16 protein-coding genes are annotated in these 19,605 nt (G+C 66.8%); 5 read left to right on the top strand and 11 right to left on the bottom strand.

What is annotated here, in order from left to right:
* Positions 1-166: 166 nt before the first annotated feature.
* Positions 167-1,057, top strand: a complete 891-nt coding sequence (locus tag AC1RCS_RS00360; protein WP_492244785.1) for a hypothetical protein — start codon at positions 167-169, stop codon at positions 1,055-1,057.
* 196 nt (positions 1,058-1,253) lie between these two features.
* On the opposite strand, the gene AC1RCS_RS00355 is transcribed toward AC1RCS_RS00360, so the two are convergent.
* The 5 genes from AC1RCS_RS00355 to AC1RCS_RS00335 form a co-directional block, all read right to left on the bottom strand.
* Positions 1,254-2,639, bottom strand: coding sequence for an SH3 domain-containing protein (locus AC1RCS_RS00355; protein WP_492244786.1), 1,386 nt, complete (start codon positions 2,637-2,639; stop codon positions 1,254-1,256).
* A gap of 15 nt (positions 2,640-2,654) precedes the next feature.
* Positions 2,655-4,097, bottom strand: a complete 1,443-nt coding sequence (gene trhP / locus AC1RCS_RS00350; protein ID WP_492244787.1) for a prephenate-dependent tRNA uridine(34) hydroxylase TrhP — start codon at positions 4,095-4,097, stop codon at positions 2,655-2,657.
* A 36-nt stretch (positions 4,098-4,133) separates the two neighbouring features.
* On the bottom strand, positions 4,134-5,063 hold the full coding sequence (gene ttcA / locus AC1RCS_RS00345; protein WP_492244788.1) for a tRNA 2-thiocytidine(32) synthetase TtcA: 930 nt from the start codon (positions 5,061-5,063) through the stop codon (positions 4,134-4,136).
* 181 nt (positions 5,064-5,244) lie between these two features.
* Positions 5,245-6,309: a homocysteine S-methyltransferase family protein gene (locus AC1RCS_RS00340; protein WP_492244789.1), complete on the bottom strand. Its 1,065-nt coding sequence runs from the start codon at positions 6,307-6,309 to the stop codon at positions 5,245-5,247.
* A gap of 241 nt (positions 6,310-6,550) precedes the next feature.
* Positions 6,551-6,889 (bottom strand): hypothetical protein, encoded by a 339-nt coding sequence (locus AC1RCS_RS00335; protein WP_492244790.1) that lies wholly within the window; start codon positions 6,887-6,889, stop codon positions 6,551-6,553.
* Positions 6,890-7,140: 251 nt separating this feature from the next.
* On the opposite strand from AC1RCS_RS00335, the gene AC1RCS_RS00330 reads away from it, so the two are divergent.
* The 3 genes from AC1RCS_RS00330 (at position 7,141) to recQ (ending at position 9,810) form a co-directional block, all read left to right on the top strand.
* Positions 7,141-7,386 (top strand): type II toxin-antitoxin system Phd/YefM family antitoxin, encoded by a 246-nt coding sequence (locus AC1RCS_RS00330; RefSeq protein ID WP_008904540.1) that lies wholly within the window; start codon positions 7,141-7,143, stop codon positions 7,384-7,386.
* Between the two features lie 6 nt (positions 7,387-7,392).
* Positions 7,393-7,827 carry a type II toxin-antitoxin system VapC family toxin gene (locus AC1RCS_RS00325; protein ID WP_492244791.1) on the top strand — a complete coding sequence of 145 codons (435 nt, stop codon included), beginning with the start codon at positions 7,393-7,395 and terminating at the stop codon, positions 7,825-7,827.
* Between the two features lie 126 nt (positions 7,828-7,953).
* Positions 7,954-9,810 carry a DNA helicase RecQ gene (gene recQ, locus AC1RCS_RS00320; RefSeq protein WP_218339485.1) on the top strand — a complete coding sequence of 619 codons (1,857 nt, stop codon included), beginning with the start codon at positions 7,954-7,956 and terminating at the stop codon, positions 9,808-9,810.
* Between the two features lie 68 nt (positions 9,811-9,878).
* Here the strand turns inward: recQ and ipdC are convergent, their stop codons facing one another.
* The 6 genes from ipdC to AC1RCS_RS00290 form a co-directional block, all read right to left on the bottom strand.
* Positions 9,879-11,525 carry an indolepyruvate/phenylpyruvate decarboxylase gene (gene ipdC, locus AC1RCS_RS00315; RefSeq protein WP_492244792.1) on the bottom strand — a complete coding sequence of 549 codons (1,647 nt, stop codon included), beginning with the start codon at positions 11,523-11,525 and terminating at the stop codon, positions 9,879-9,881.
* Between the two features lie 166 nt (positions 11,526-11,691).
* Positions 11,692-12,339 (bottom strand): anaerobic ribonucleoside-triphosphate reductase activating protein, encoded by a 648-nt coding sequence (locus tag AC1RCS_RS00310; protein ID WP_492244827.1) that lies wholly within the window; start codon positions 12,337-12,339, stop codon positions 11,692-11,694.
* Positions 12,340-12,373: 34 nt separating this feature from the next.
* The gene (gene nrdD, locus AC1RCS_RS00305) at positions 12,374-12,574 is read right to left on the bottom strand and encodes an anaerobic ribonucleoside-triphosphate reductase (protein ID WP_369641049.1); all 201 of its coding nucleotides are present in this window, start codon (positions 12,572-12,574) and stop codon (positions 12,374-12,376) included.
* Positions 12,575-12,669: 95 nt separating this feature from the next.
* Positions 12,670-14,688: a ribonucleoside triphosphate reductase gene (locus AC1RCS_RS00300; protein ID WP_492244793.1), complete on the bottom strand. Its 2,019-nt coding sequence runs from the start codon at positions 14,686-14,688 to the stop codon at positions 12,670-12,672.
* A 295-nt stretch (positions 14,689-14,983) separates the two neighbouring features.
* Positions 14,984-15,412, bottom strand: a complete 429-nt coding sequence (locus AC1RCS_RS00295; protein WP_492244794.1) for a hemerythrin domain-containing protein — start codon at positions 15,410-15,412, stop codon at positions 14,984-14,986.
* 71 nt (positions 15,413-15,483) lie between these two features.
* On the bottom strand, positions 15,484-17,769 hold the full coding sequence (locus AC1RCS_RS00290) for a nitric-oxide reductase large subunit (protein WP_492244795.1): 2,286 nt from the start codon (positions 17,767-17,769) through the stop codon (positions 15,484-15,486).
* 238 nt (positions 17,770-18,007) lie between these two features.
* Between AC1RCS_RS00290 and norR the strand changes: the two genes are divergently transcribed.
* The gene (gene norR, locus AC1RCS_RS00285; RefSeq protein WP_492244796.1) at positions 18,008-19,573 is read left to right on the top strand and encodes a nitric oxide reductase transcriptional regulator NorR; all 1,566 of its coding nucleotides are present in this window, start codon (positions 18,008-18,010) and stop codon (positions 19,571-19,573) included.
* The last annotated feature ends 32 nt before the right edge of the window (positions 19,574-19,605 follow it).

Genomic DNA, 19,605 nt, shown 5'->3' with positions numbered 1-19,605 from the left:
GCAACGGCTGTTGGAAATCTCGGTGTTTGCCTACGGCAAGCTGTGTTTGCCGAATGAATGTGTGCCGGGTTTCCACGGAATTTTTAAACCTGGACTATCCTGCACGGTCCATTTTGTCCCGCAGGTTTTGCGGTCTAAATTACCTTAGGTGTCACCAAAAGCCTTTATGACCGCTGAGACCGCCAAACACTACGCAGCGCTGTCCGAGCTGTTCATGACGGATCAGTCGTTTGACTTGGGCAACGAAGTGACGATCCGGATTGCATACGCGCATATGTTTGCGAACCACATGCTCGCGTACGCACCGGCACAGCCAGGCAAGCCAAGCCCCGGTCCATGGAAAGCGACGAGAGGCGGTAACTGGCATGACATTACAGCCGAACTCTCCATTCCAGTGGATGGTGTGCCCGGCCTTGGATCGTTCCATGAAATTGCTCGCGCTGTCCTACTGGTTATACGACTCGGCATAAATCCTGCGACTTATCTTTCGGCCACTTCCAACAAGTCTTTCTTCGCGCACTCTCAAGCTTCAGATCCTGATGCGTGGGTTCAGCCGGTAGAGACTGAGCTACGGCGCTTTCCGCTAGCGGTGGATGATGGAAAAGTAAACGCTGACAGAGCCGCTTGGCTGTCTGACAGGTGGCCAACAACTGCACGCCTGATCCGTCAAAGTCCCGAGTTCGCTTTGGCTGCGGATGCTTTGGCGATCGGTCAGTATGTTCACCGAACCTCGCTGGTCATGGTCGCGATTTGGGCGGCGCTTGAAGCGCTTTTCTCTCCGTCAAATAGCGAGTTGAGGTTTCGAGTTTCCGCGTTGATTGCGTCGTTTCTGGAGCCGCCGGGCGAGCGCCGCCGGTCGAGGGTGAAAGAAATCGGCAAGCTCTACGACAAGCGCTCTTCCGCCGCACACGGAAAGTCGAGCCACGAAAATACCGACCTGCTCGCGTCGTTCAACCTTCTGGGTGAAGTGTTGCGAAGGATGGTTGATCAAGGTCGTGTACCTACCAAGGCAGAGCTTGAGGGTTTGCTTTTCGGCGATGTAGAAAGCCCTTCGTGACATCCAACCCATCGAGCGGGTGTCCAACAGGCTGCGTCAGTCGGCCACCTCATGTCAAACTTTGAGCGTCCGCTTTCACCTGACACCACCGACTGCTCCTGACCGGAAGCTCCCCCTGAACACTTCTGAGCTCCCCACCCCAAGCATCTGAAAACCCGGCCCTTCCCCGCCCCCAACTGCCTCGCAAGGAGTCCACTCACGTGCACTCCTGATCCGCCCAGTACCCCGCCCGGAACCACTGGCCATTGATGTTCAGGTACCACCGCCAGTCAAAAACCGGCTCAAAGCTCATGCCACCCGGCGCAGGGGTATCGATGCGCAGGATGTCCGCCACGCCGTCGCGGTCCACGTCGATCTCGTGCACCATCACCGCCGTGTGCTTGCGCTGGGGCTTGTCCCGGATGGGCGGGTCGGCGGGTTGCATCCAGCTCGTGGCGTAGCGGCGGGTCTTCACCTTCACGGCATCGGGCGGCAGCTTGCCGGGCACGACCAGGCGGACCAGCACCTCGGCGGTGTCGGACAGTCTGGCGTAGCCACGCACGGGGACCGTATCGTCCTCGCGCGGGTCGCCGAAGCCCTTGCCTGGGTAGTGGCCGCCGCAGTAGTGGTCGGCGTTGCTGATGTCCCAGTAGCGCTGGCGCAGGGCCCGTGCGCCGACCAGCCCCTGGTGGGTGATGGCATACAGAGTGAGCGCGGGGGCAAAGGCCAGGTCGGCAGACCCCACGTCCCAGAAGCCGGTCACGAACTCGATCTCGGGCCCCATGTGGCGGTTGAAGCTGCCATGCGGCGCGCCGGTGGGGACCACGCTGATGCGGGTTCCCGCCACCGCCGCCAGGCCATCGGCATCCGTTTCGTGCAGCAGGGCCACGCTGGCGTGGGTGCGGAAGTACGAAGGGGCGATGGTGGGCAGAACGGGCCGCGTGGCGAGCGGGGCCACGGCGGGGATGTGGTCTACCGCGCGGGTGGCCAGCTTCAGGTCGGCGAGCGGGTCAATGGGCTCGCCCCGGTCAATCTCCTGCTCGGGCCGCAGCGGCACACCCGCGCGCAGCAGCTTCTTGGCGGCTTCGAACTCGGGGCGTGCCGGGTACACCACGGGCGCCTCGGCTGGGTGGGTCTTGGTCAGGGCATTGAGCTGCAGAGCGGCGGGCCGGGGCAAAGCGTTGCCATAGGCACGCAGCCGGTTGGGCGATGGTGCCACCCAGAACGCACGGGCTGCGTCCTTGCCCGCCTGGGCCAGGGTCAGGGGCTGGTCAGACAGCAGATTGCAGGACACATGGGCTTGCAACGGTGCCGCCAATGCGGGGCCCAGGCGCGCATCGCCCCGGTAGAGCACGGCGCACCAGCCGTCGCGCTCGGCAAGCTGGTCCAGCGCAGTATTGGCGGGCACCTGGGCCAGCACGCTGGCTTGGGCCTGGGCCGACTCGCGCAGGTTGACCCACGAGCCTTGTACGTAGCGCACCTTGGCGGGCGCCAACTGCGGCGTGCCTGCAGCGGGGCCCTGCGCCAAGGTGCTGGTGCTGGCGAGCGCGGCCACAACCGACAGTGCCAAAACCGACGCGCCGCTGCGATGGTGCGTCCACATGGTGGTGCGCCCCGCTCAAGCCACGACGGCGGGTTCGGCCGCCGCGGCCGCAGCCGGTGCCTCCACCACGCGGGCCAGCAGCGCGCCGGTATAGCGCGCAGGCAGCGGAATCCACACGCGCACCGGGTTGCCTTGCGCCACCGCCACCGGTTGGCCTTCCGCATTGCGCATCTGGTCCAGCCGCACGGTGATGTTGCCGCTGGGGTGCACCACTTCGATCAGGTCGTCCACCGCAAAGTGGTTCTTGGTTTCGACCAACACCCAGTCGCCTTGCAGCCCCACTTCGGCCTGCCCCTCGGCGCCCAGCACCTCGCCCACGAACTGGCTGCGCTGCGTGGTGGAGTGGCCGTTGATGTAGTTCTGGTAGTCGTTGCTGGGGCGCCGCTCCAGCAGGCCGCCGGTGTAGCCCCGGTTGGACAGGCCTTCGAGCTCGATGAGCAGCTCGGGGTTGAACGGGCGGCCGGCCACGGCGTCGTCGATGGCGCGGCGGTAGACCTGGGCGGTGCGGGCCACGTAGTACAGGCTCTTGGTGCGGCCCTCGATCTTGAGCGAATCGACACCGATCTGCGCCAGGCGCGCCACGTGCTCCACCGCGCGCAGGTCCTTGCTGTTCATGATGTACGTGCCGTGCTCGTCTTCCATGATGGGCATCATCTGCCCGGGGCGGCCGGCCTCTTCGATGAGGTAGACCTTGTCGGCCTTGGGGTGGCGCTCGCCGTTGCCGGTGGTCGATGCGAAGGACTGTTCGGCCTTCTGCTGCGCGGCCTCGAAGTTGAAGTCGCCTTCCATCTTCTGCGCAATGGCTTCGCCCGTGGTGGGGTCGATGTCGGCGTCGTGGGTGGCGTAGTTCCAGCGGCAGGCGTTGGTGCAGGTGCCCTGGTTGGGGTCGCGGTGGTTGAAGTAGCCGCTGAGCAGGCAGCGGCCCGAGTACGCGATGCACAGCGCGCCGTGCACGAAGACTTCGAGCTCCATGTCGGGGCATTCCTGGCGGATTTTTTCGATCTCGTCCAGGCTGAGTTCGCGCGAGAGGATGACGCGCTCCACGCCCATCTTCTGCCAGAACTTCACCGCCGCCCAGTTGGTGGTGTTGGCCTGCACCGAGAGGTGCACCACCTGCTCGGGCCACTTTTCCTTGACCATCATGATCAGGCCCGCGTCGGCCATGATGAGGGCGTCGGGTTGGCAGTCGATCACGGGCTCGATGTCGCGCAGGTAGGTGCGGATCTTGTCGTTGTGCGCGATCAGGTTGCTGGTCACGAAGAACTTCTTGCCGCGCGCATGGGCCTCGGTGATGCCTTGGCGGATCTGCTCGAGCTTGAACTCGTTGTTACGCGCGCGCAAGGAATAGCGCGGCTGGCCGGCGTACACCGCGTCGGCGCCAAAGTCGTAGGCGGCGCGCATCTTGTCGAGCGAGCCGGCGGGCAGCAGGAGTTCGGGGGCTTTGAGGAGGGTGGTCATGGGATGGCCCAATCTAGAAATCGTCGGGGGTCGGGTTCAGCGGGGCATCAGGGGCAGGCCCGCGAGCATGCCCACGGCCTGCGCGGGAAAGTCTTCGGCATCGAACGCCTTGTCGCCATCGGCATCCTGCACGCCGTTGGGCATCAAACCTTTGAAGTCGAACTGGCGCGTGTCCATGAAGTGCGAGGGCACCAGGTTGCGCAGCGCCACGGCCATGTTCTCAATGCGGCCGGGGTACAGCTGCTGCCAGTCGCGCAGCATCTGGCCGATCTGCTTGCGCTGCAGGTTCTCCTGGCTGCCGCACAGGGTGCAGGGGATGATGGGGAAGTTGCGGATCTCGGCCCAGCGCGTGAGGTCATCCTCGGCCACATAGGCCAGCGGGCGGATGATGAGGTGGTCGCCCCGGTCGCTCTGCACCTTGGGCGGCATGCCCTTGAGCTTGCCGCCGAAGAACATGTTCAAAAAGAAGGTCTGCAGCATGTCATCGCGATGGTGGCCCAACGCGATCTTGGTGCAGCCCAGCTCGTCGGCCACGCGGTACAGGATGCCCCGGCGCAGGCGGCTGCACAGGCTACACATGGTCTTGCCTTCGGGGATGTGCTCCTTGACGACGCTGTAGGTGTCCTGCGTTTCGATGTGGAAGGGCACGCCCACCTTCGTCAGATACTCGGGCAGCACATGGGCCGGAAAGCCGGGCTGCTTCTGGTCGAGGTTGACGGCGATCAGCTCGAACTTGTGGCCGTTGCGCTGCTGCAGCAAACGCAGCACGTCGAGCAGGCCGTAGCTGTCCTTGCCGCCGGACACGCAGACCATGACCTTGTCGCCGCCTTCGATCAGGCCAAAGTCGCCAATGGCCTGGGCGACTTGCCGCACCAGGCGCTTTTCGAGCTTGAGCGCGGCGTGGGCGGCGGCTTTGTCGGCGGCCTCAGCAACAGGGGTTTCGGGCAGGGTGGCGGTAACGGACATGGGGAGCGGGCCGGGGTTCTGGCAAAGGGTGCGGGCGAAAGTTCAACCGAAGGCGCAAGGGTGCCGCAGAGTCATGCGCCCGGCAATGCGCCACCGCAGCGCAGTGACGATCTGAGTGCTGCGGTTTTTATAGCTACCAGCGCTTTCTGGATCAGCGCCAGAGGCCAGTTTGCCTCCAAATTCAGGCTTCAGCGGGGTAGAACATCTTGCGCGTGGGCACGTTTTCCACCGCCTTGGCGATGGCGCCGATGTGGTCCGGCGTGGTGCCGCAGCAGCCGCCCAGGATGTTGACCAGCCCCTCGGCCGCGAACTCGTGCACCAGGCGGCTGGTGATCTCGGGGGTTTCGTCAAACCCGGTGTCGCTCATGGGGTTGGGCAGGCCCGCGTTAGGGTAGCAGCTGATGAACGTGTCCTCGGCCACGCGGTTCAGCTCCTGGATGTAGGGGCGCATCAGCGTGGCGCCCAGGGCGCAGTTCAGGCCGATGGCCAGCGGGCGGGAGTGGCGCACGCTGTGCCAGAAGGCCGTGACCGTCTGGCCCGAGAGGATGCGGCCCGAGGCGTCGGTGACAGTGCCGCTGATGATCAGGGGCAGGCGCTGGCCGCTGTTCTCAAAAAACTCGTCGATGGCGAACAACGCGGCCTTGGCGTTGAGCGTGTCAAAAATCGTCTCGACCAGCAGCACGTCGCTGCCGCCCTCGACCAGCGCCTCGGTCTGCTCGTAGTACGCGGCGCGCAACTGCTCGAAATCGACATTGCGCGCGCCCGGGTCGTTCACGTCGGGGCTGATGCTGGCAGTCTTGGGCGTGGGGCCCAGGGCGCCGGCGACGAAGCGGGGCTTGTCGGGCGTGGAGTATTTGTCGCAGGCGGCGCGGGCCAGCCGGGCGGACTTCAAATTCATCTCGCGCGCCAGCTCGGCCATCTTGTAGTCCTCCTGCGCGATGGTCGTCGCGCCGAAGGTGTTGGTCTCAATGAGGTCGGCGCCAGCGGCTAGGTAGCGCTCGTGGATGTCGGTGATCACGTCGGGCCGGGTGAGGCTGAGCAACTCGTTGTTGCCCTTCACGTCGCGCGGGAAGTCCTTGAAGCGGTCCCCCACGCTGCCCGGGCCGGTGTAGCCCTCGCCCCGGTACTGCGCCTCGCCCAGCTTGAAGCGCTGGATCATGGTGCCCATGGCGCCGTCGAGGATGACGATGCGTTGGGCGAGGATGTCGGGCAGCTGCGCGGCGCGGGTGTAGTGAAGGGCTTGCATAGGCCGCTATTGTAGAAAGCCGGGCTAAACGGCTTTCTACCCTGGACTAATCTGCCTTCATGCGTGCGAACAAGGATTGCGCCGCCCGCAGAGCTTCTTGGCGCACGGATTCATCCGCCGTGGGGAGTTCGATGCCATCTACCCCGTTCACGAACATGGGGCCACCCACATCGTCGTCGTAGCTGGAGCCATCCTCGTGAATAGCCCGGTAGTCGCCTTGGGTGAGATCCTTACCCAGCAACTAGGCGTAGTGAAACCAGGTCCATACCTTGAGCGGATCGTCCGCGTGCCACGATTCCATCAGCTTCGCCAATGGCCCGCAGCGCTCACGGGGCATGCCCAGCGCCTCGGCCCGCGCCGCGCATGGCCCAGGACGCAAGTTGCCGTAGTGCGCCAGGAGCGGCTGCGATGGCTGGGGGCATAGCAGGCCATGGGCCTTCAGTGCGGCATGGGAGCCGAGCCCCAGCGCAGCGGCCAGCAGTTCATAGACGTGAGACCGCTTGACGTTGGCACGGTCGGCGCCTGCAATCGTTTGAAGGTGGGTTTGCGCCTGACGCGCAAACGAAGCGATGTTGTTCATGTGAAACCTTTCTTCAGCGAGCGCGCAACGCCGGGAAAGTGCACACGTTTAAGCCACGGCAGCGCACTCTATGAATAGAGGCCGCATGAAATCAATGAAGAGGAAGAAGAGAGCCTTTTTTTGCTCGTGTGCAAGCAGGGTGGGCACCGTACGAAATTGTAAGCCGGTGATTGGCAAGGCCTCTTGATTTGACAGCATCACGCCACCCAACCATACTAGTCAGTCTAGTCAAACCAGCAAAAGGAGCCTTTATGCATGCTTGGCAACTACAAGACGCCAAAAGCCGCTTTAGCGAACTGGTGGAATGCGCACTGAACGAAGGCCCCCAACTGGTTACCCGGCGTGGCAACGACGCCGTGGTGCTGATGGCCGCGCCCGAGTACCGGCGGCTGGCGGGCGAGGATGCGCTGGTGTCCCTGCTGTTGCAGGCGCCACGCGGGGAGCCGCTGGATACGGCACGGTCAGCCGAACCCATTCGCACGTTGGCGCTGGAGTGATCTGAAGTGAAGTACCTGCTGGACACTTGCCTGCTGTCTGAATTGGTGCGGCCCGCGCCCAATCCCGCAGTGCTGGAGTGGATGGGCGCGCGCACGTCTGCCGACCTGTTTGTCTCCGCTCTGACACTGGCCGAGCTGGAGCGAGGCATTGTGCGACTGCCGCCTTCGCGCCGCCAGAGCGAACTGGCCACTTGGCTCGCCAGTGTGCAGGCGGGGTTTGGGCAGCGGACTCTGGCCTTCACACGGGATACGGCCGGGTATTGGGCGCGCCTGTGCGCGCAGGCCGAGGCAGCGGGCAAGCCGATGGCGGCTTTCGACTCGCTGATTGCCGCGACGGCGCTGGAGCATGGCCTGGCCGTGGTCACGCGCAACGTGAGCGACTTTGCCAGCGCACCCGTGGTGCTGATCAATCCTTGGGACATAGCACCCGGCGCACAATAAGCCCCTTCGCGAGCGGGCACACTCACCGCGAAAGTATTGGTCAAATTGGCCTCTAGCGCTTGACATACAAGCGCTACCAGCTATTAATTTCAGAGTATCCGCTTGTCCTCCCGCCTGTCTCCCGCCTTGTCCCCCGCCCATACCGTCCTGCAGGACGTCTTCGGCTACGAGCAATTCCGCGGCCCCCAGCAGGCCATCGTTGAACACGTGATCGCGGGCAGCGATGCCCTGGTGTTGATGCCCACGGGCGGCGGCAAGTCGCTGTGCTACCAGGTGCCGGCCATCGTGCGCCAGCAGCAGGGGCGCGGCGTGACCATCGTGATCTCGCCCCTGATCGCGCTGATGCACGACCAGGTGGGCGCGCTGCACGAGGCGGGGGTGGATGCGGCCTTTTTGAACTCCACGCTGAGCTTTGACGAGGCGCAGGACGTGGAGCTGCGCCTGCAGACCGGCGACATCACGCTGCTGTATGCGGCGCCCGAGCGGCTGAACACGCCGCGCTTCCTGGGCCTGCTCGACAGCCTGTACCACGAGGGCCACCTGTCGCTCTTCGCCATCGACGAGGCGCATTGCGTGAGCCAGTGGGGCCACGATTTCCGGCCCGAGTACCGCGCGCTCACGGTGCTGCACGAGCGCTATGCGGGGGTGCCGCGCATCGCGCTCACGGCCACGGCCGACGACCTCACGCGCGCCGACATCATCGAGCGCCTGCAGCTGGAAGACGCGCGGCTGTTCATCAGCAGCTTCGACCGGCCCAACATCCGCTACACCATCGTCGAGAAGAAGGACGCCACCACGCAGCTGCTGCGCTTCATCGAGCGCGAGCACGCGGGCGAGGCGGGCGTGGTGTACTGCCAGTCCAGGAAACGCGTGGAGGAGCTGGCGGCCACCCTGAGCGACGCCGGCCTCACGGCCCTGCCCTACCACGCGGGGCTCGACACCAAGGTGCGCCAGCGCAACCAGGACCGCTTCCTGCGCGAGGAAGGCATCGTGATGGTGGCCACCATCGCCTTCGGCATGGGCATCGACAAGCCCGACGTGCGCTTCGTCGCGCACGTGGACATGCCCAAGAACATCGAGGGCTACTACCAGGAGACCGGCCGCGCGGGCCGCGACGGCCTCAACGCCGATGCCTGGATGGCCTATGGCCTGAACGACGTGGTCAACCAGCGCCGCATGATCGACGAGAGTCCGGCGGGCGAGGAGTTCAAGCAGGCACTGCGCGGCAAGCTCGACGCGCTGCTGGCCCTGGCCGAGGCCACCGACTGCCGCCGCGTGCGGCTGCTGGCCTACTTTGGCGAAGCCTCCACGCCCTGCGGCAACTGCGACAACTGCCTGACACCACCCGCGATCTGGGACGCCACCGACGCGGCGCGCAAGCTGCTGTCCACCATCTACCGCGTGAACCAGGCCAGCGGCATCAGCTTTGGCACGGGGCACATCATGGACATCCTGCGCGGCAAGAAGACCGAGAAGGTCGCGCAGTTCGGGCACGAGAAGATTTCCACCTTCGGCATTGGCGCGGACCTCTCGGAACCGCAACTGCGCGGCGTGCTGCGCCAGCTGATCGCCACGGGCGCTTTAGGCCTTCAGAAGGTGATGCTGGACAGCGGCCACAGCTTCGACACGCTGTGCCTCACCGAGGGCTCGCGCGCCGTGCTCAAGGGCGAGGTGCCGGTGCAGCTGCGCGAATCGGTGTCGTCCGCACCAGCCAAGCGCACGCGCAAGGGCAGCGCCCCGCCCGCCGCCGCCGCCAACCTGGGGCCCGACGCGCAGGTGCGCTTCATCAACCTCAAGGCCTGGCGCGCCGAGGTGGCGCGCGAGCACAACCTGCCCGCGTATGTGATCTTCCACGACGCCACGCTCGCGGCGATTGCCGAACGCAACCCGGGCACGCTGGACGACCTGCAGGGCATCAGCGGCATGGGGGCGAAGAAGCTCGAAGCCTACGGCGCCGACGTGCTGCGGGTGGTGGGCGGCTGAGCCGCCCGGCCACCGGCATCGCCCCACCCCCTGCCAGGCTGGCGCGCGCGTGCGTGTGGCGGGGAGGGCTACCTTCCCGCGCGCAGCGCGCGAATGCCCTCTGAAAAACGCCGCAGCGTGGGCGTGCTGTCGCCCGGCGGCACCATCAGCTCGATGAGCTGGAAGCGCCCACGTTCGGCAAACGCGGCATCGAGCGCCGCCTTGAACTGGGCGCGCGTGTGCACCCGGTGGCCGCGCCCGCCCAGCGCGTCGGCGGCCTCGGCCAAGTGCCAGTCGCCGAGCGCGGCGCAGCGCGACGTGGTCTGGAACGCGCGGATCATTTCCCAGGTCTGGTTGTTGAGCACGATGGCGATGGGGTCCAGCCCCAGGCGCGGGCAGTTGCCCAGCTCCCAGCCCGTCATCTGGAAGGCACCGTCGCCCACGAGGATGAGGCTGCGCTGGCCCGTGGCCACCTGGGCGCCGATGCCGGCCGGCACCCCGAACCCCATCGACGCGTAGTAGCCCGGTGCCACCAGCGGCGTGGGCAGCAGCTCCATGGCGGCGAACAGGCAGTCGCCGATGTCCGAGACGATGTTCATGGGGCCGTGCGTGCGGATGCGGTCGTTGAGCGCGCGGGAGAGGTCGGCCGCACACACGGGCGCATCGTCGGCCACCAGGCCTTCGGGGCAGATGGGCGGGGGTGGCAGCGCACGTGCCGTCGCAACACCCGCTGCCGGGGCACGGGCCAGCAACGCCTCCACCAGCGCGGCCAGGGGGATGTCCGGGTACAGGTGGTGGCCCACGCGCGCCTCGCGGTGCGCGGCGATCAGCGCGCGGCGGAAGTCCATGCGCTGGGCGCTCACGCCGAAGTTGCTGTCCGACAGGATGGCGCCCAGCATCACGGGCAGGTCGGAGTCGTCCAGCAGCGCGCTGGTCTCCGGTGCGCCCGCCACGCCCAGGTAGGTGCCGTGGAAGGGCACGCCGGCATGCCCCGCGTCCTCGGCCAGCAGGCCCCGGCCCATGAAGGTGGTGAGCACGGGCAGCTGAAGGCGGCGCGCGAGTTCGGCCACGCGGGCTTCCAGGCCAAAGCGGCGCACCTCCACGTCCACCACCAGCACGGGGCGCCGGGCAGCCTGGATGCGGGCCATCCATTCGTCGGCGCATTCGGCCACGGCGGCTGCGTTGAACGGGCTGGGGGGCAGCACCGGCACCTCGGCCATGGGGTGCAGCGTCATGTCGCGCGGCACCTCGATGAGCACGGGCTGCGAGTATTCGCGGCAGCTGCGCAGCACGCGGGCAAGGTCGGCTGGCGCGGTGGCGGGGTCGGACAGGCGCACCTGGTCGCAGGTGATCTCGCGGAAGATGCGCCACTGCGAATCGACATGGCGCACCTGGTGGTGCAGCACCAGGCCGGAATGAGCCTCGACCTCGCCGGGGCAGCCGGCCAGCACCACCAGCGGCGAGCGCTCGGCATAGGCCCCCGCCACCGCATTGACCACGTTGAGCGCGCCCGCGCCGTAGGTGACAGCCACCACGCCCAGCCCGCAGTGCATGCGCGCGGCGGCATCGGCGGCAAAACCCAGCGAGGGTTCGTGGCTGAGCGTGACCAGCGGCAGGATGCCGCTTTCCTCGATCTGCGCGAACAAGGGCAGGATGAAATCACCGGGGATGCCGAAGATCTCGCGCGCGCCGTGGGTTTTGAGCGCGTGCAGCAGCTGGAGGCCGAGGGGGTTCATGGAGGATTTCCTGACAAGGTGGTGCCGGTGTGCGGCGGTGGCGCGAATGATCCGCGCGGGCCGCGCAAAGCACCTCTGACGCGCATCAAAGCGTGTGCAACAGCGGCCGTATTTGCAGGTTCATTTCATGCAGGGATCTGCAACGCAGGAAATCTGCGCCCGGCGCTCACACCCGGCGCAAGGTGAATCCGGAAAACAGCGCGGCCAGTTGCTGCTGGTGTGTGGGCGCCAGCGCCCAGGCCGGGGCGCCGAGCACGCGGCATTCCTGCAGCGCCCAATGCCGCACCCCGCGCGCGGCCAGGGCCTGGGCCAGTTCCAGCAATTCGTCCACACCAAACAGGCCCGCGTGCCAGGTGGTGCGGCATTCGTGGTCGATGCCATGGGCCAGCATGGCATCGAGCGCGGCCCAGGCGCGCGCGCCGCTGCCGGGGGTGGCGGTGATGGCGTCGTAACGCTGCGGCAGGGCCTTGATGTCCAGCCCCACCCAGTGGAGGCGCGGCAGCAGCGCCGCCAGCCGCCCGGGGTACATGCCGCCGGTGTGCAACGCAGCCTGCAGGCCCAGTGCGCGCACGGCATCCACCGCAGCGGGCAGCGCGGCTTGCAGCGTCGGCTCACCGCCCGAAAACACCACGCCGTCGAGCAGGCCCCGGCGGCTGTGCAGGAACTGCAGCGCCTGGTCCCACGGCAACGCCGGGGGCGCGGCGGCGTCGAGCAGCCCGGGGTTGTGGCAGTAGCCGCAGCGCCAGGGGCAACCCTGGCAATAGAAAACGGCCGCGAGGCGACCGGGGAAGTCGATGGTGGTGAGCGGCGTCATGCCGCCCAGCCGCAGCGCGGACGCTGGCGGCGCCTCAGCAGGCGTTGCTTCCACCACGCGCCTGCTCTGAAAAGAAACGGCGCTCGGCGTGCTCGCCCTGCTTGCCCGTGTTGAAGCTGGCCACGGGGCGGTGGTAGCCCATGACGCGGGTCCAGACCTCGCAGGGCTGGCGCTCGCCGTCGGTGAGCTGCACGGCGGCCAGGGCGGCCTGTTCGGGGGTAGAGAAATGGCTCATGTGATCTCCTTCATGGTTAAAAAATGCTTCTTTATTGATAGCTGCCAGCGCTTTATTGATAAGCGCTACAGGCCAATTTGGTTTGAAATTCGAGGTCAGGCCGCCAGCCGCCGCCGCTTGGCGTCCAGCCGCTCTTCGTCGCAGCGCGGGCAGAACGGGTGCTCGCCCGCCAGGTAGCCGTGCGTGGGGCAGATCGAGAACGTGGGCGTGACGGTGATGTAGGGCAGGCGAAAGCGCGTGAGCGCGCGCCGCACCAGATCGCGGCAGGCCGCGCCGCTGGACAAGCGCTCGCCCATGTACAGGTGCAGCACGGTGCCGCCGGTGTATTTGGATTGCAGCGCCTCCTGCCGCATCAAGGCCTCGAACGGGTCGTCGGTGAAGCCCACGGGCAGCTGCGAGGAGTTGGTGTAGTAAGGCTGCTCGGACGTGCCCGCCTGCAGGATGGCGGGCCAGCGCTTTTTGTCTTCCTTGGCGAAGCGGTAGGTGGTGCCTTCGGCGGGCGTGGCCTCCAGGTTGTAGAGGTGGCCGGTTTCTTCCTGGAAGGCCGTCATGCGCTCGCGCACGTGGTCGAGCAGGCGCACGGCAAACGCGTGGCCCCATTCGCTGGTGATGTCGTGCCGGTCCGCCGTGAAGTTGCGCACCATCTCGTTGATGCCGTTCACGCCCAGCGTGGAAAAGTGGTTGCGCAAGGTGCCCAGGTAGCGCTTGGTGTAGGGGAACAGGCCCTGGTCCATCAGGCGCTGGATGAGCTTGCGTTTGGTCTCCAGGCTTTGTTTGCCCAGTTCCAGCAGGCGGTCGAGCGCGGCGAACAGGCCCGCCTCATCGCCCGCATGCTGGTAGCCCAGGCGCGCGCAGTTGATAGTGACCACGCCCAGGCTGCCCGTCTGCTCGGCGCTGCCGAACAGGCCGTTGCCGCGCTTGAGCAGTTCACGCAAATCGAGTTGCAGGCGGCAGCACATGGAGCGCACCATGTTGGGCTCCAGCTCGGAGTTGATGAAGTTCTGGAAGTACGGCAGACCGTACTTGGCCGTCATCTCGAACAGCAGCTGCGCGTTCTCGCTCTCCCACGGAAAATCCTTGGTGATGTTGTACGTGGGGATGGGGAAGGTGAACACCCGGCCCTTGGCATCGCCCGTGGTCATCACGTCGATGTAGGCGCGGTTGATGAGGTCCATCTCGGCTTGCAGCTCGCCGTAGCTGAACGGCATTTCCACGCCAGCGATCACGGGCACCTGCTCGCGCAGGTCCTCGGGGCAGGTCCAGTCGAAGGTGAGGTTGGTGAACGGCGTTTGCGTGCCCCAGCGCGAGGGCACGTTGAGGTTGTAGACCAGCTCCTGGATGCACTGGCGCACGGCGGCGTAGTCCATGGCATCAATGCGCACAAAGGGCGCCATGTAGGTGTCGAACGACGAGAACGCCTGCGCGCCCGCCCACTCGTTTTGCAGCGTGCCCAGGAAGTTCACGATCTGCCCCACGGCCGAACTCATGTGCTTGGGCGGCCCCGCCTCCACCTTGCCCGGCACGCCGTTGAGCCCCTCGTGCAGCAGCGTGCGCAGCGACCAGCCCGCGCAGTAGCCGCTGAGCATGTCGAGGTCGTGGATGTGCAGGTCGCCGCTCCTGTGCGCCTCGCCGATCTCAGGCGTGTAGACGTGCGACAGCCAGTAGTTGGCCGTGACCTTGCCCGCCACGTTCAGGATCAGCCCGCCCAGCGAGTAACCCTGGTTGGCGTTGGCGTTCACGCGCCAGTCGGCGCGCGTGAGGTATTCGTTGATGGAGCTTTCCACATCGACCAGCGTCTGCCGGTCGGCGCGGAGCTGGGCGTGCTGCTCGCGGTAGACGATGTAGGCGCGCGCGGTCGCCAGGTGGTTGGCGGCGATCAGCGTCTGCTCGGCCACGTCCTGGATCTGCTCGATGGTGGGTGCCTCGCCATGGAAGCGGTGGATCAGCACCTTGGTGACCTGGGCGGTGAGCAACGCCGCTTCGTCGGCGCCGTATTCACCCGAGGCCTGGCCCGCGCTGGCCAGCGCGGCGCGGATGCGTTCGGCGTCAAAAGGAACGCGCTGGCCGCTGCGCAAAACGACTTCGCGGGGCAAGGTGGAAAGGGTGGACGCCATGGGTTCGACCAATCTGTGGAACGGGTTAAAAACACTACCTATGGTGTCCACGATACCCACCAGCCACTATAGGTAGTTTGACCCAACACAATCGAGGCAGTAAGCAGGGGTAAAAAAAATGCCGGCACAAAGGCCGGCGAAAGGAAGGTGCCGTCAGGCCCTACCGATGGATGGGGGTGCGTGTGATGGCACGCTGGAGCACAAGAGGTGTGCGTGGAAAAGGTGGGTGTTTTTGTTGGGGGCTAGGGGCTGCTGGGGCTCCACCGCTGCGGCCGGGCTGCGTTCGCGTGGGCGCTCAATGGCAGGCGGCGGTTTCTTCCTCCTCGATGCGCGGATAAAAGTCATGGTCTTCGCGCTGCATGCGCTCGAACACCCGGCGCAGCACCACGTTGGCCTCGTCCCGAAAGCCCTGCGCATCGCGGCGCACGGCCTCGGCCGTGTTCCAGCGGCGCGCAAAGGCGTCGTAGGCGCTGGCAATAGAGGCCATCTCGCTCTGGTACTGGCGGCCCAGGCGCGCCAGTTCGGGGTTGCCACCGCGCTGCAGTGCGGGGTAGAGCACCTGGTCTTCCACGGCCAGATGCAGCTTGATGGTGCCGCTCATCGCCACGATGCCCTGCGCGATGGCCGTGGCGTTGGCCTGCACGCCCGCGTGGGCCAGGGCGCGCAAGGTGGCGATGCTGCGCAGGATGTCGGTGTGCTGGTGCTTGAATTTGTCGAGGTTCATGGTCAGTCCTTGTGGGCAAACGGTGTGTGAGCGCGGTGGCCGCTTGTGGCTGCCGCCGCGCACGGTGCATTTCAGCGGCGGGCCTGTGCCAGGTAGGCCCCCGTGGAAGCGGCCGGGGCCCGCGAACCGAACACACCGCTCACCACCTGCCAGGCCATGGCCAGCGCGCCGACGATGAAGACCACGTCGCCGAAGGTGCGCACCCAGCGCAGCGTCTGGATGAAGGGCTGCTGCATGAAGGCCTCGCCCCGGGCGTACCACAGGCCTTCGCTCACGCTCGCGTGGAACTGGAACAGGGCGATGGGGAACAGGCTGGTGGCGATCATCAGCACCAGGCCGGCGTTGAGCCACCAGAAGCCCGTCTTCATGAGCCGCTCGCTGAACACCAGCTGCGGTCGGATGTAGCGCAGCACCAGCAGCGTGAAGCCCAGCGCCAGGAAGCCATACACCCCGAACAGCGCGGCGTGGGCATGCACCGGCGTGGTGTTCAGGCCCTGCACGTAGTACAGCGAGATGGGCGGGTTGATCATGAAGCCGAAGACACCCGCGCCCAGCATGTTCCAGAAGGCCACGGCCACGAAGCACATCAGCGGCCAGCGCAGGCGGGCCATCCAGGGCGTGCGGTGCTGCAGGCGCCAGTGTTCCCAGGCCTCGTGGCCCAGCACGACCAGCGGCACCACTTCGAGCGCGCTGAAGGCCGCGCCCACCGCCATCACCGGGGTGGTGGTGCCTGCAAAGTAGAGGTGGTGGAAGGTGCCGGGCACGCCGCCCAGCATGAACAGCGAGGCCGAGGCCAGGCTGGCCGTGGTGGCCATGCGCACCGACACCAGCCCCAGCGTCGAGAAGATGAAGGCGAGCGCCGTGGTGGCGAAGACTTCGAAGAAGCCCTCGACCCACAGGTGCACCACCCACCAGCGCCAGTACTCCATCACCGACAGGTGGGTGCGTTCGCCGTAGAAGAAGCCCGCGCCGTAGAACAGGCCGATGGCCACCACCGACGCCGTCAGCAGCGCCAGCAGGTTCTTGTCGCCGCCGGGGGTGCGCAGCGCCGGCACGATGCCGCGCAGCATGAGCACCAGCCAGAAAGCGATGCCGGTGAACTTGCCGATCTGCCACAGGCGGCCCAGGTCCACGTATTCATAGCCCTGGTGGCCCAGCCAGAAGTTCCACTCGGGCGGCATGATCTGCGCGATGGCCAGGTAGTTGCCCGCGAACGAGCCCACCACCACCACGACCAGCGCCCAGAACAGGATGTCCACGCCCAGCTTCTGGTAAGCCGGGTCCTTGCCGCCATTGATGAGCGGCGCCAGGAACAGGCCCGCGGCCAGGAAGCCCGTGGCGATCCAGAACAGCGCGCTCTGGATGTGCCAGGTGCGCACCAGCGAATAGGGGAACCACTGCGACACGTTGATGCCGTAGAACTGCTGGCCTTCCACCGTGTAGTGGGCCGTGAAGCCGCCCAGCAGCACCTGGAAGCTGAACAGCGCCACGATGAGGAACAAATACTTGCCCAGGGCGCGCTGCGAGGGCGTGAGCGGCACGCGCGAGAGCGGGTCGTGCTGGGGTGGCGTGGGCTCCACCTCGTCGTGCTTGCGCAGGAAGGACCAGCCCCACACGAGGAAGCCCACGCCCGCCATCATCACGACCACGCTCATCACGGACCAGACCATGTTCTCGGCCGTGGGCTTGTTGCCGATCAGCGGCTCGTGGGGCCAGTTGTTGGTGTACGTCGCCGTGGTGCCGGGGCGCTCGGTGGCGGCGGCCCAGGCCGTCCAGAAGAAGAAACCCGTCATCTGCGCGCGCCGCTCGGCGCTGGGCAGGGTGTTCTCCTTCATGGCGAAGTGCTCGCGGGTCTTGTGCAGCGCGGGCACGTCGCTGAAAAGCTGGTCGTAGTACAGCGCGGTCATCGCGATCGCGTCGGCCCGCACCGAGGACACCGTGGCCACACCCGTCTCGGGGTGGTAGGTGTTGGTGCGGTACTCGGTCTTCATGCGGTCGCGCAGCACGGCCTGGGCGGCGGCGTCGATGTCTGCAAACGGCTTGCCATGGGCGCGCTCGGACGCCACTTCCAGCCAGTTGAGCAGCTCGCGGTGCAGCCAGTCGGCCGTCCAGTCGGGTGCCTGGTAGGCGCCGTGGCCCCAGATGGAACCCAGCTGCATGCCGCCCACCGACTGCCAGGCGGTCTGGCCGTCGAGGATGCTGTCGTGGGTGAAAAGCACTTCACCCCCGGCCGTGGCGATCCTGGCGGGAATGGGCGGCGCGGTGCGGTAGACCTCGGCGCCGTAGTAGCCCAGCAGGCTGAAGGTGACGATGAGCACGCCGATCAGCGTGAACCAGAGCTTGCGGTAGTTACCCATGGCGGGCCTCCTGCTTCAACAGAACAACAACGAAGGGGCGGCGCCAGCGTGCGCTGGCGGCGTGGGGTCGGGGTCTTGTGGTCATGGCTTTTCGGAACGAGTGAATCGGTGTCACTGTCCACATCGCAAGCGCCGGGCCAGGGCTGCAGGCCCATCAAATCAACCACTTGCAGCGGTCATGGTCTTTTTGACCATCCATGGATAGGGTTTAATTCACCCATCAAAGGTAAATATCACCATGGACCATAGCCCCCTGCTCGCCGACCTGGCCACCGATCTGCCCCAGGCCGTGCGCCTGCAGCGGCTGGCGGACCACCTGCGCACGCGCTTTCACTGCGGGGCCGTGGCCCTGCTGCAGCTGGAGGAAGACCACCTGCGCCCCGTGGCCGTGGAGGGCCTGGTGCGCGAGGCGCTGGGCCGGCGCTTCGTGGTCAACCAGCACCCCCGGCTCGCCGCCATCCTGGCGCGGCGCGAGGTGACCTGTTTCGACCACGACAGCACCCTGCCCGACCCCTACGACGGCCTGCTCGACACCCTGGTGGGCGAGCCCCTGCCCGTGCACGACTGCATGGGCGTGAGCCTGTGGGTGGACGGCCAGCCCTGGGGCGTGCTGACGCTGGACGCACTGCAGACCGGCACCTTCGGCGAGGCCGCACGCGCCGCGCTGGCCGACTGCAAGGTGCTGGTGGAGGCGGCCGTGCGCATCTCGCGGCTGGAGCGCGAGGTGCAGGCGCTGCGCAGCGCCCCCCACACCCGCAGCGCCGACGACGAGCGCACCACCCGCGCAAGCGATGGCGACATGGAGATCGTTGGCCAGAGCGAGCCCCTGCTGCGCCTGCTGCACGAGCTCACGGTGGTGGCGGGCTCGGACCTGCCGGTGCTGCTGCTGGGCGAAACCGGCGTGGGCAAGGAGCTGTTCGCGCGCCTGCTGCACCGCCAGTCCACGCGCCGCACCAAGCCCCTGGTGCACGTGAACTGCGCGGCGCTGCCCGAGTCTCTGGCCGAGAGCGAACTCTTCGGCCACGTGCGCGGCGCGTTCTCCGGCGCAGTGGCCGATCGGCCCGGGCGCTTCGAGGCCGCCGAGGGCGGCACGCTGTTCCTGGATGAGGTGGGCGAGCTGCCGCTGGCCGTGCAGGCCAAGCTGCTGCGCACGCTGCAGAACGGCGAGATCCAGCGCCTGGGCGCCGACCGCCCGCGCCGCGTGGACGTGCGCGTGATCGCCGCCACCAACCGCAACCTGCGCGAGCAGGTGCGCGACGGCGCGTTCCGCGCCGACCTGTACCACCGGCTGTCGGTGTACCCCGTGCCCATCCCGCCGCTGCGCGAACGGGGCAACGATGTGCTGCTGCTGGCAGGTCGTTTTCTGGAACTGAACCGCGCGCGCCTGGGCCTGCGCAGCCTGCGCTTGTCGGCCAGCGCACAGGACGCACTGCGCCGCTACCCCTGGCCCGGCAACATCCGCGAGCTGGAGCATGTGGTCAGCCGCGCCGCCCTCAAGGCCCTGAGCCGGGGCGTGAACCGCGCCGACATCGTGACGCTGGAGCCTGCACTGCTCGACCTGGACGCCGACGCTGCCAGCGTGGCCCATGCCCCGCCGGACGCCAGCGCCCCCGCCGTGGCCACCACGCCGCCCACCCCCACCACCGCCGAAGGCCCGCTGCGCGACGCCGTGGATGCCTGCCAGCGGCACGCCATCACGCAGGCCCTGGCGCGCCACCAGGGCAACTGGGCCCAGGCGGCGCGTGCGCTGGAGGTGGACGCGAGCAACCTGCACAAGCTGGCGCGCAGGCTGGGCATCAAGTAGATGCTTCCATTTTGATAGCATTCAGCGCTTAC

It is taken from the genome of Acidovorax sp. GW823-FHT01C06 (assembly GCF_058798375.1).
Note: the sequence above shows the minus strand (reverse complement) of the source record. Positions and strands in the feature narration are given on the sequence as shown.

Bases quoted from the DNA above. Each gene is read 5' to 3' on its own strand.
- AC1RCS_RS00340 (WP_492244789.1), bottom strand. From the start codon at position 6,309: ATGCAAGCCCTTCACTACACCCGCGCCGCGCAGCTGCCCGACATCCTC.
- AC1RCS_RS00290 (WP_492244795.1), bottom strand. From the start codon at position 17,769: ATGGGTAACTACCGCAAGCTCTGGTTCACGCTGATCGGCGTGCTCATC.
- AC1RCS_RS00335 (WP_492244790.1), bottom strand. From the start codon at position 6,889: ATGAACAACATCGCTTCGTTTGCGCGTCAGGCGCAAACCCACCTTCAA.
- ipdC (WP_492244792.1), bottom strand. From the start codon at position 11,525: ATGAACCCCCTCGGCCTCCAGCTGCTGCACGCGCTCAAAACCCACGGC.
- AC1RCS_RS00360 (WP_492244785.1), top strand. From the start codon at position 167: ATGACCGCTGAGACCGCCAAACACTACGCAGCGCTGTCCGAGCTGTTC.
- AC1RCS_RS00310 (WP_492244827.1), bottom strand. From the start codon at position 12,339: ATGACGCCGCTCACCACCATCGACTTCCCCGGTCGCCTCGCGGCCGTT.
- AC1RCS_RS00300 (WP_492244793.1), bottom strand. From the start codon at position 14,688: ATGGCGTCCACCCTTTCCACCTTGCCCCGCGAAGTCGTTTTGCGCAGC.
- AC1RCS_RS00355 (WP_492244786.1), bottom strand. From the start codon at position 2,639: ATGTGGACGCACCATCGCAGCGGCGCGTCGGTTTTGGCACTGTCGGTT.
- nrdD (WP_369641049.1), bottom strand. From the start codon at position 12,574: ATGAGCCATTTCTCTACCCCCGAACAGGCCGCCCTGGCCGCCGTGCAG.
- trhP (WP_492244787.1), bottom strand. From the start codon at position 4,097: ATGACCACCCTCCTCAAAGCCCCCGAACTCCTGCTGCCCGCCGGCTCG.
- ttcA (WP_492244788.1), bottom strand. From the start codon at position 5,063: ATGTCCGTTACCGCCACCCTGCCCGAAACCCCTGTTGCTGAGGCCGCC.
- AC1RCS_RS00330 (WP_008904540.1), top strand. From the start codon at position 7,141: ATGCATGCTTGGCAACTACAAGACGCCAAAAGCCGCTTTAGCGAACTG.
- AC1RCS_RS00295 (WP_492244794.1), bottom strand. From the start codon at position 15,412: ATGAACCTCGACAAATTCAAGCACCAGCACACCGACATCCTGCGCAGC.
- norR (WP_492244796.1), top strand. From the start codon at position 18,008: ATGGACCATAGCCCCCTGCTCGCCGACCTGGCCACCGATCTGCCCCAG.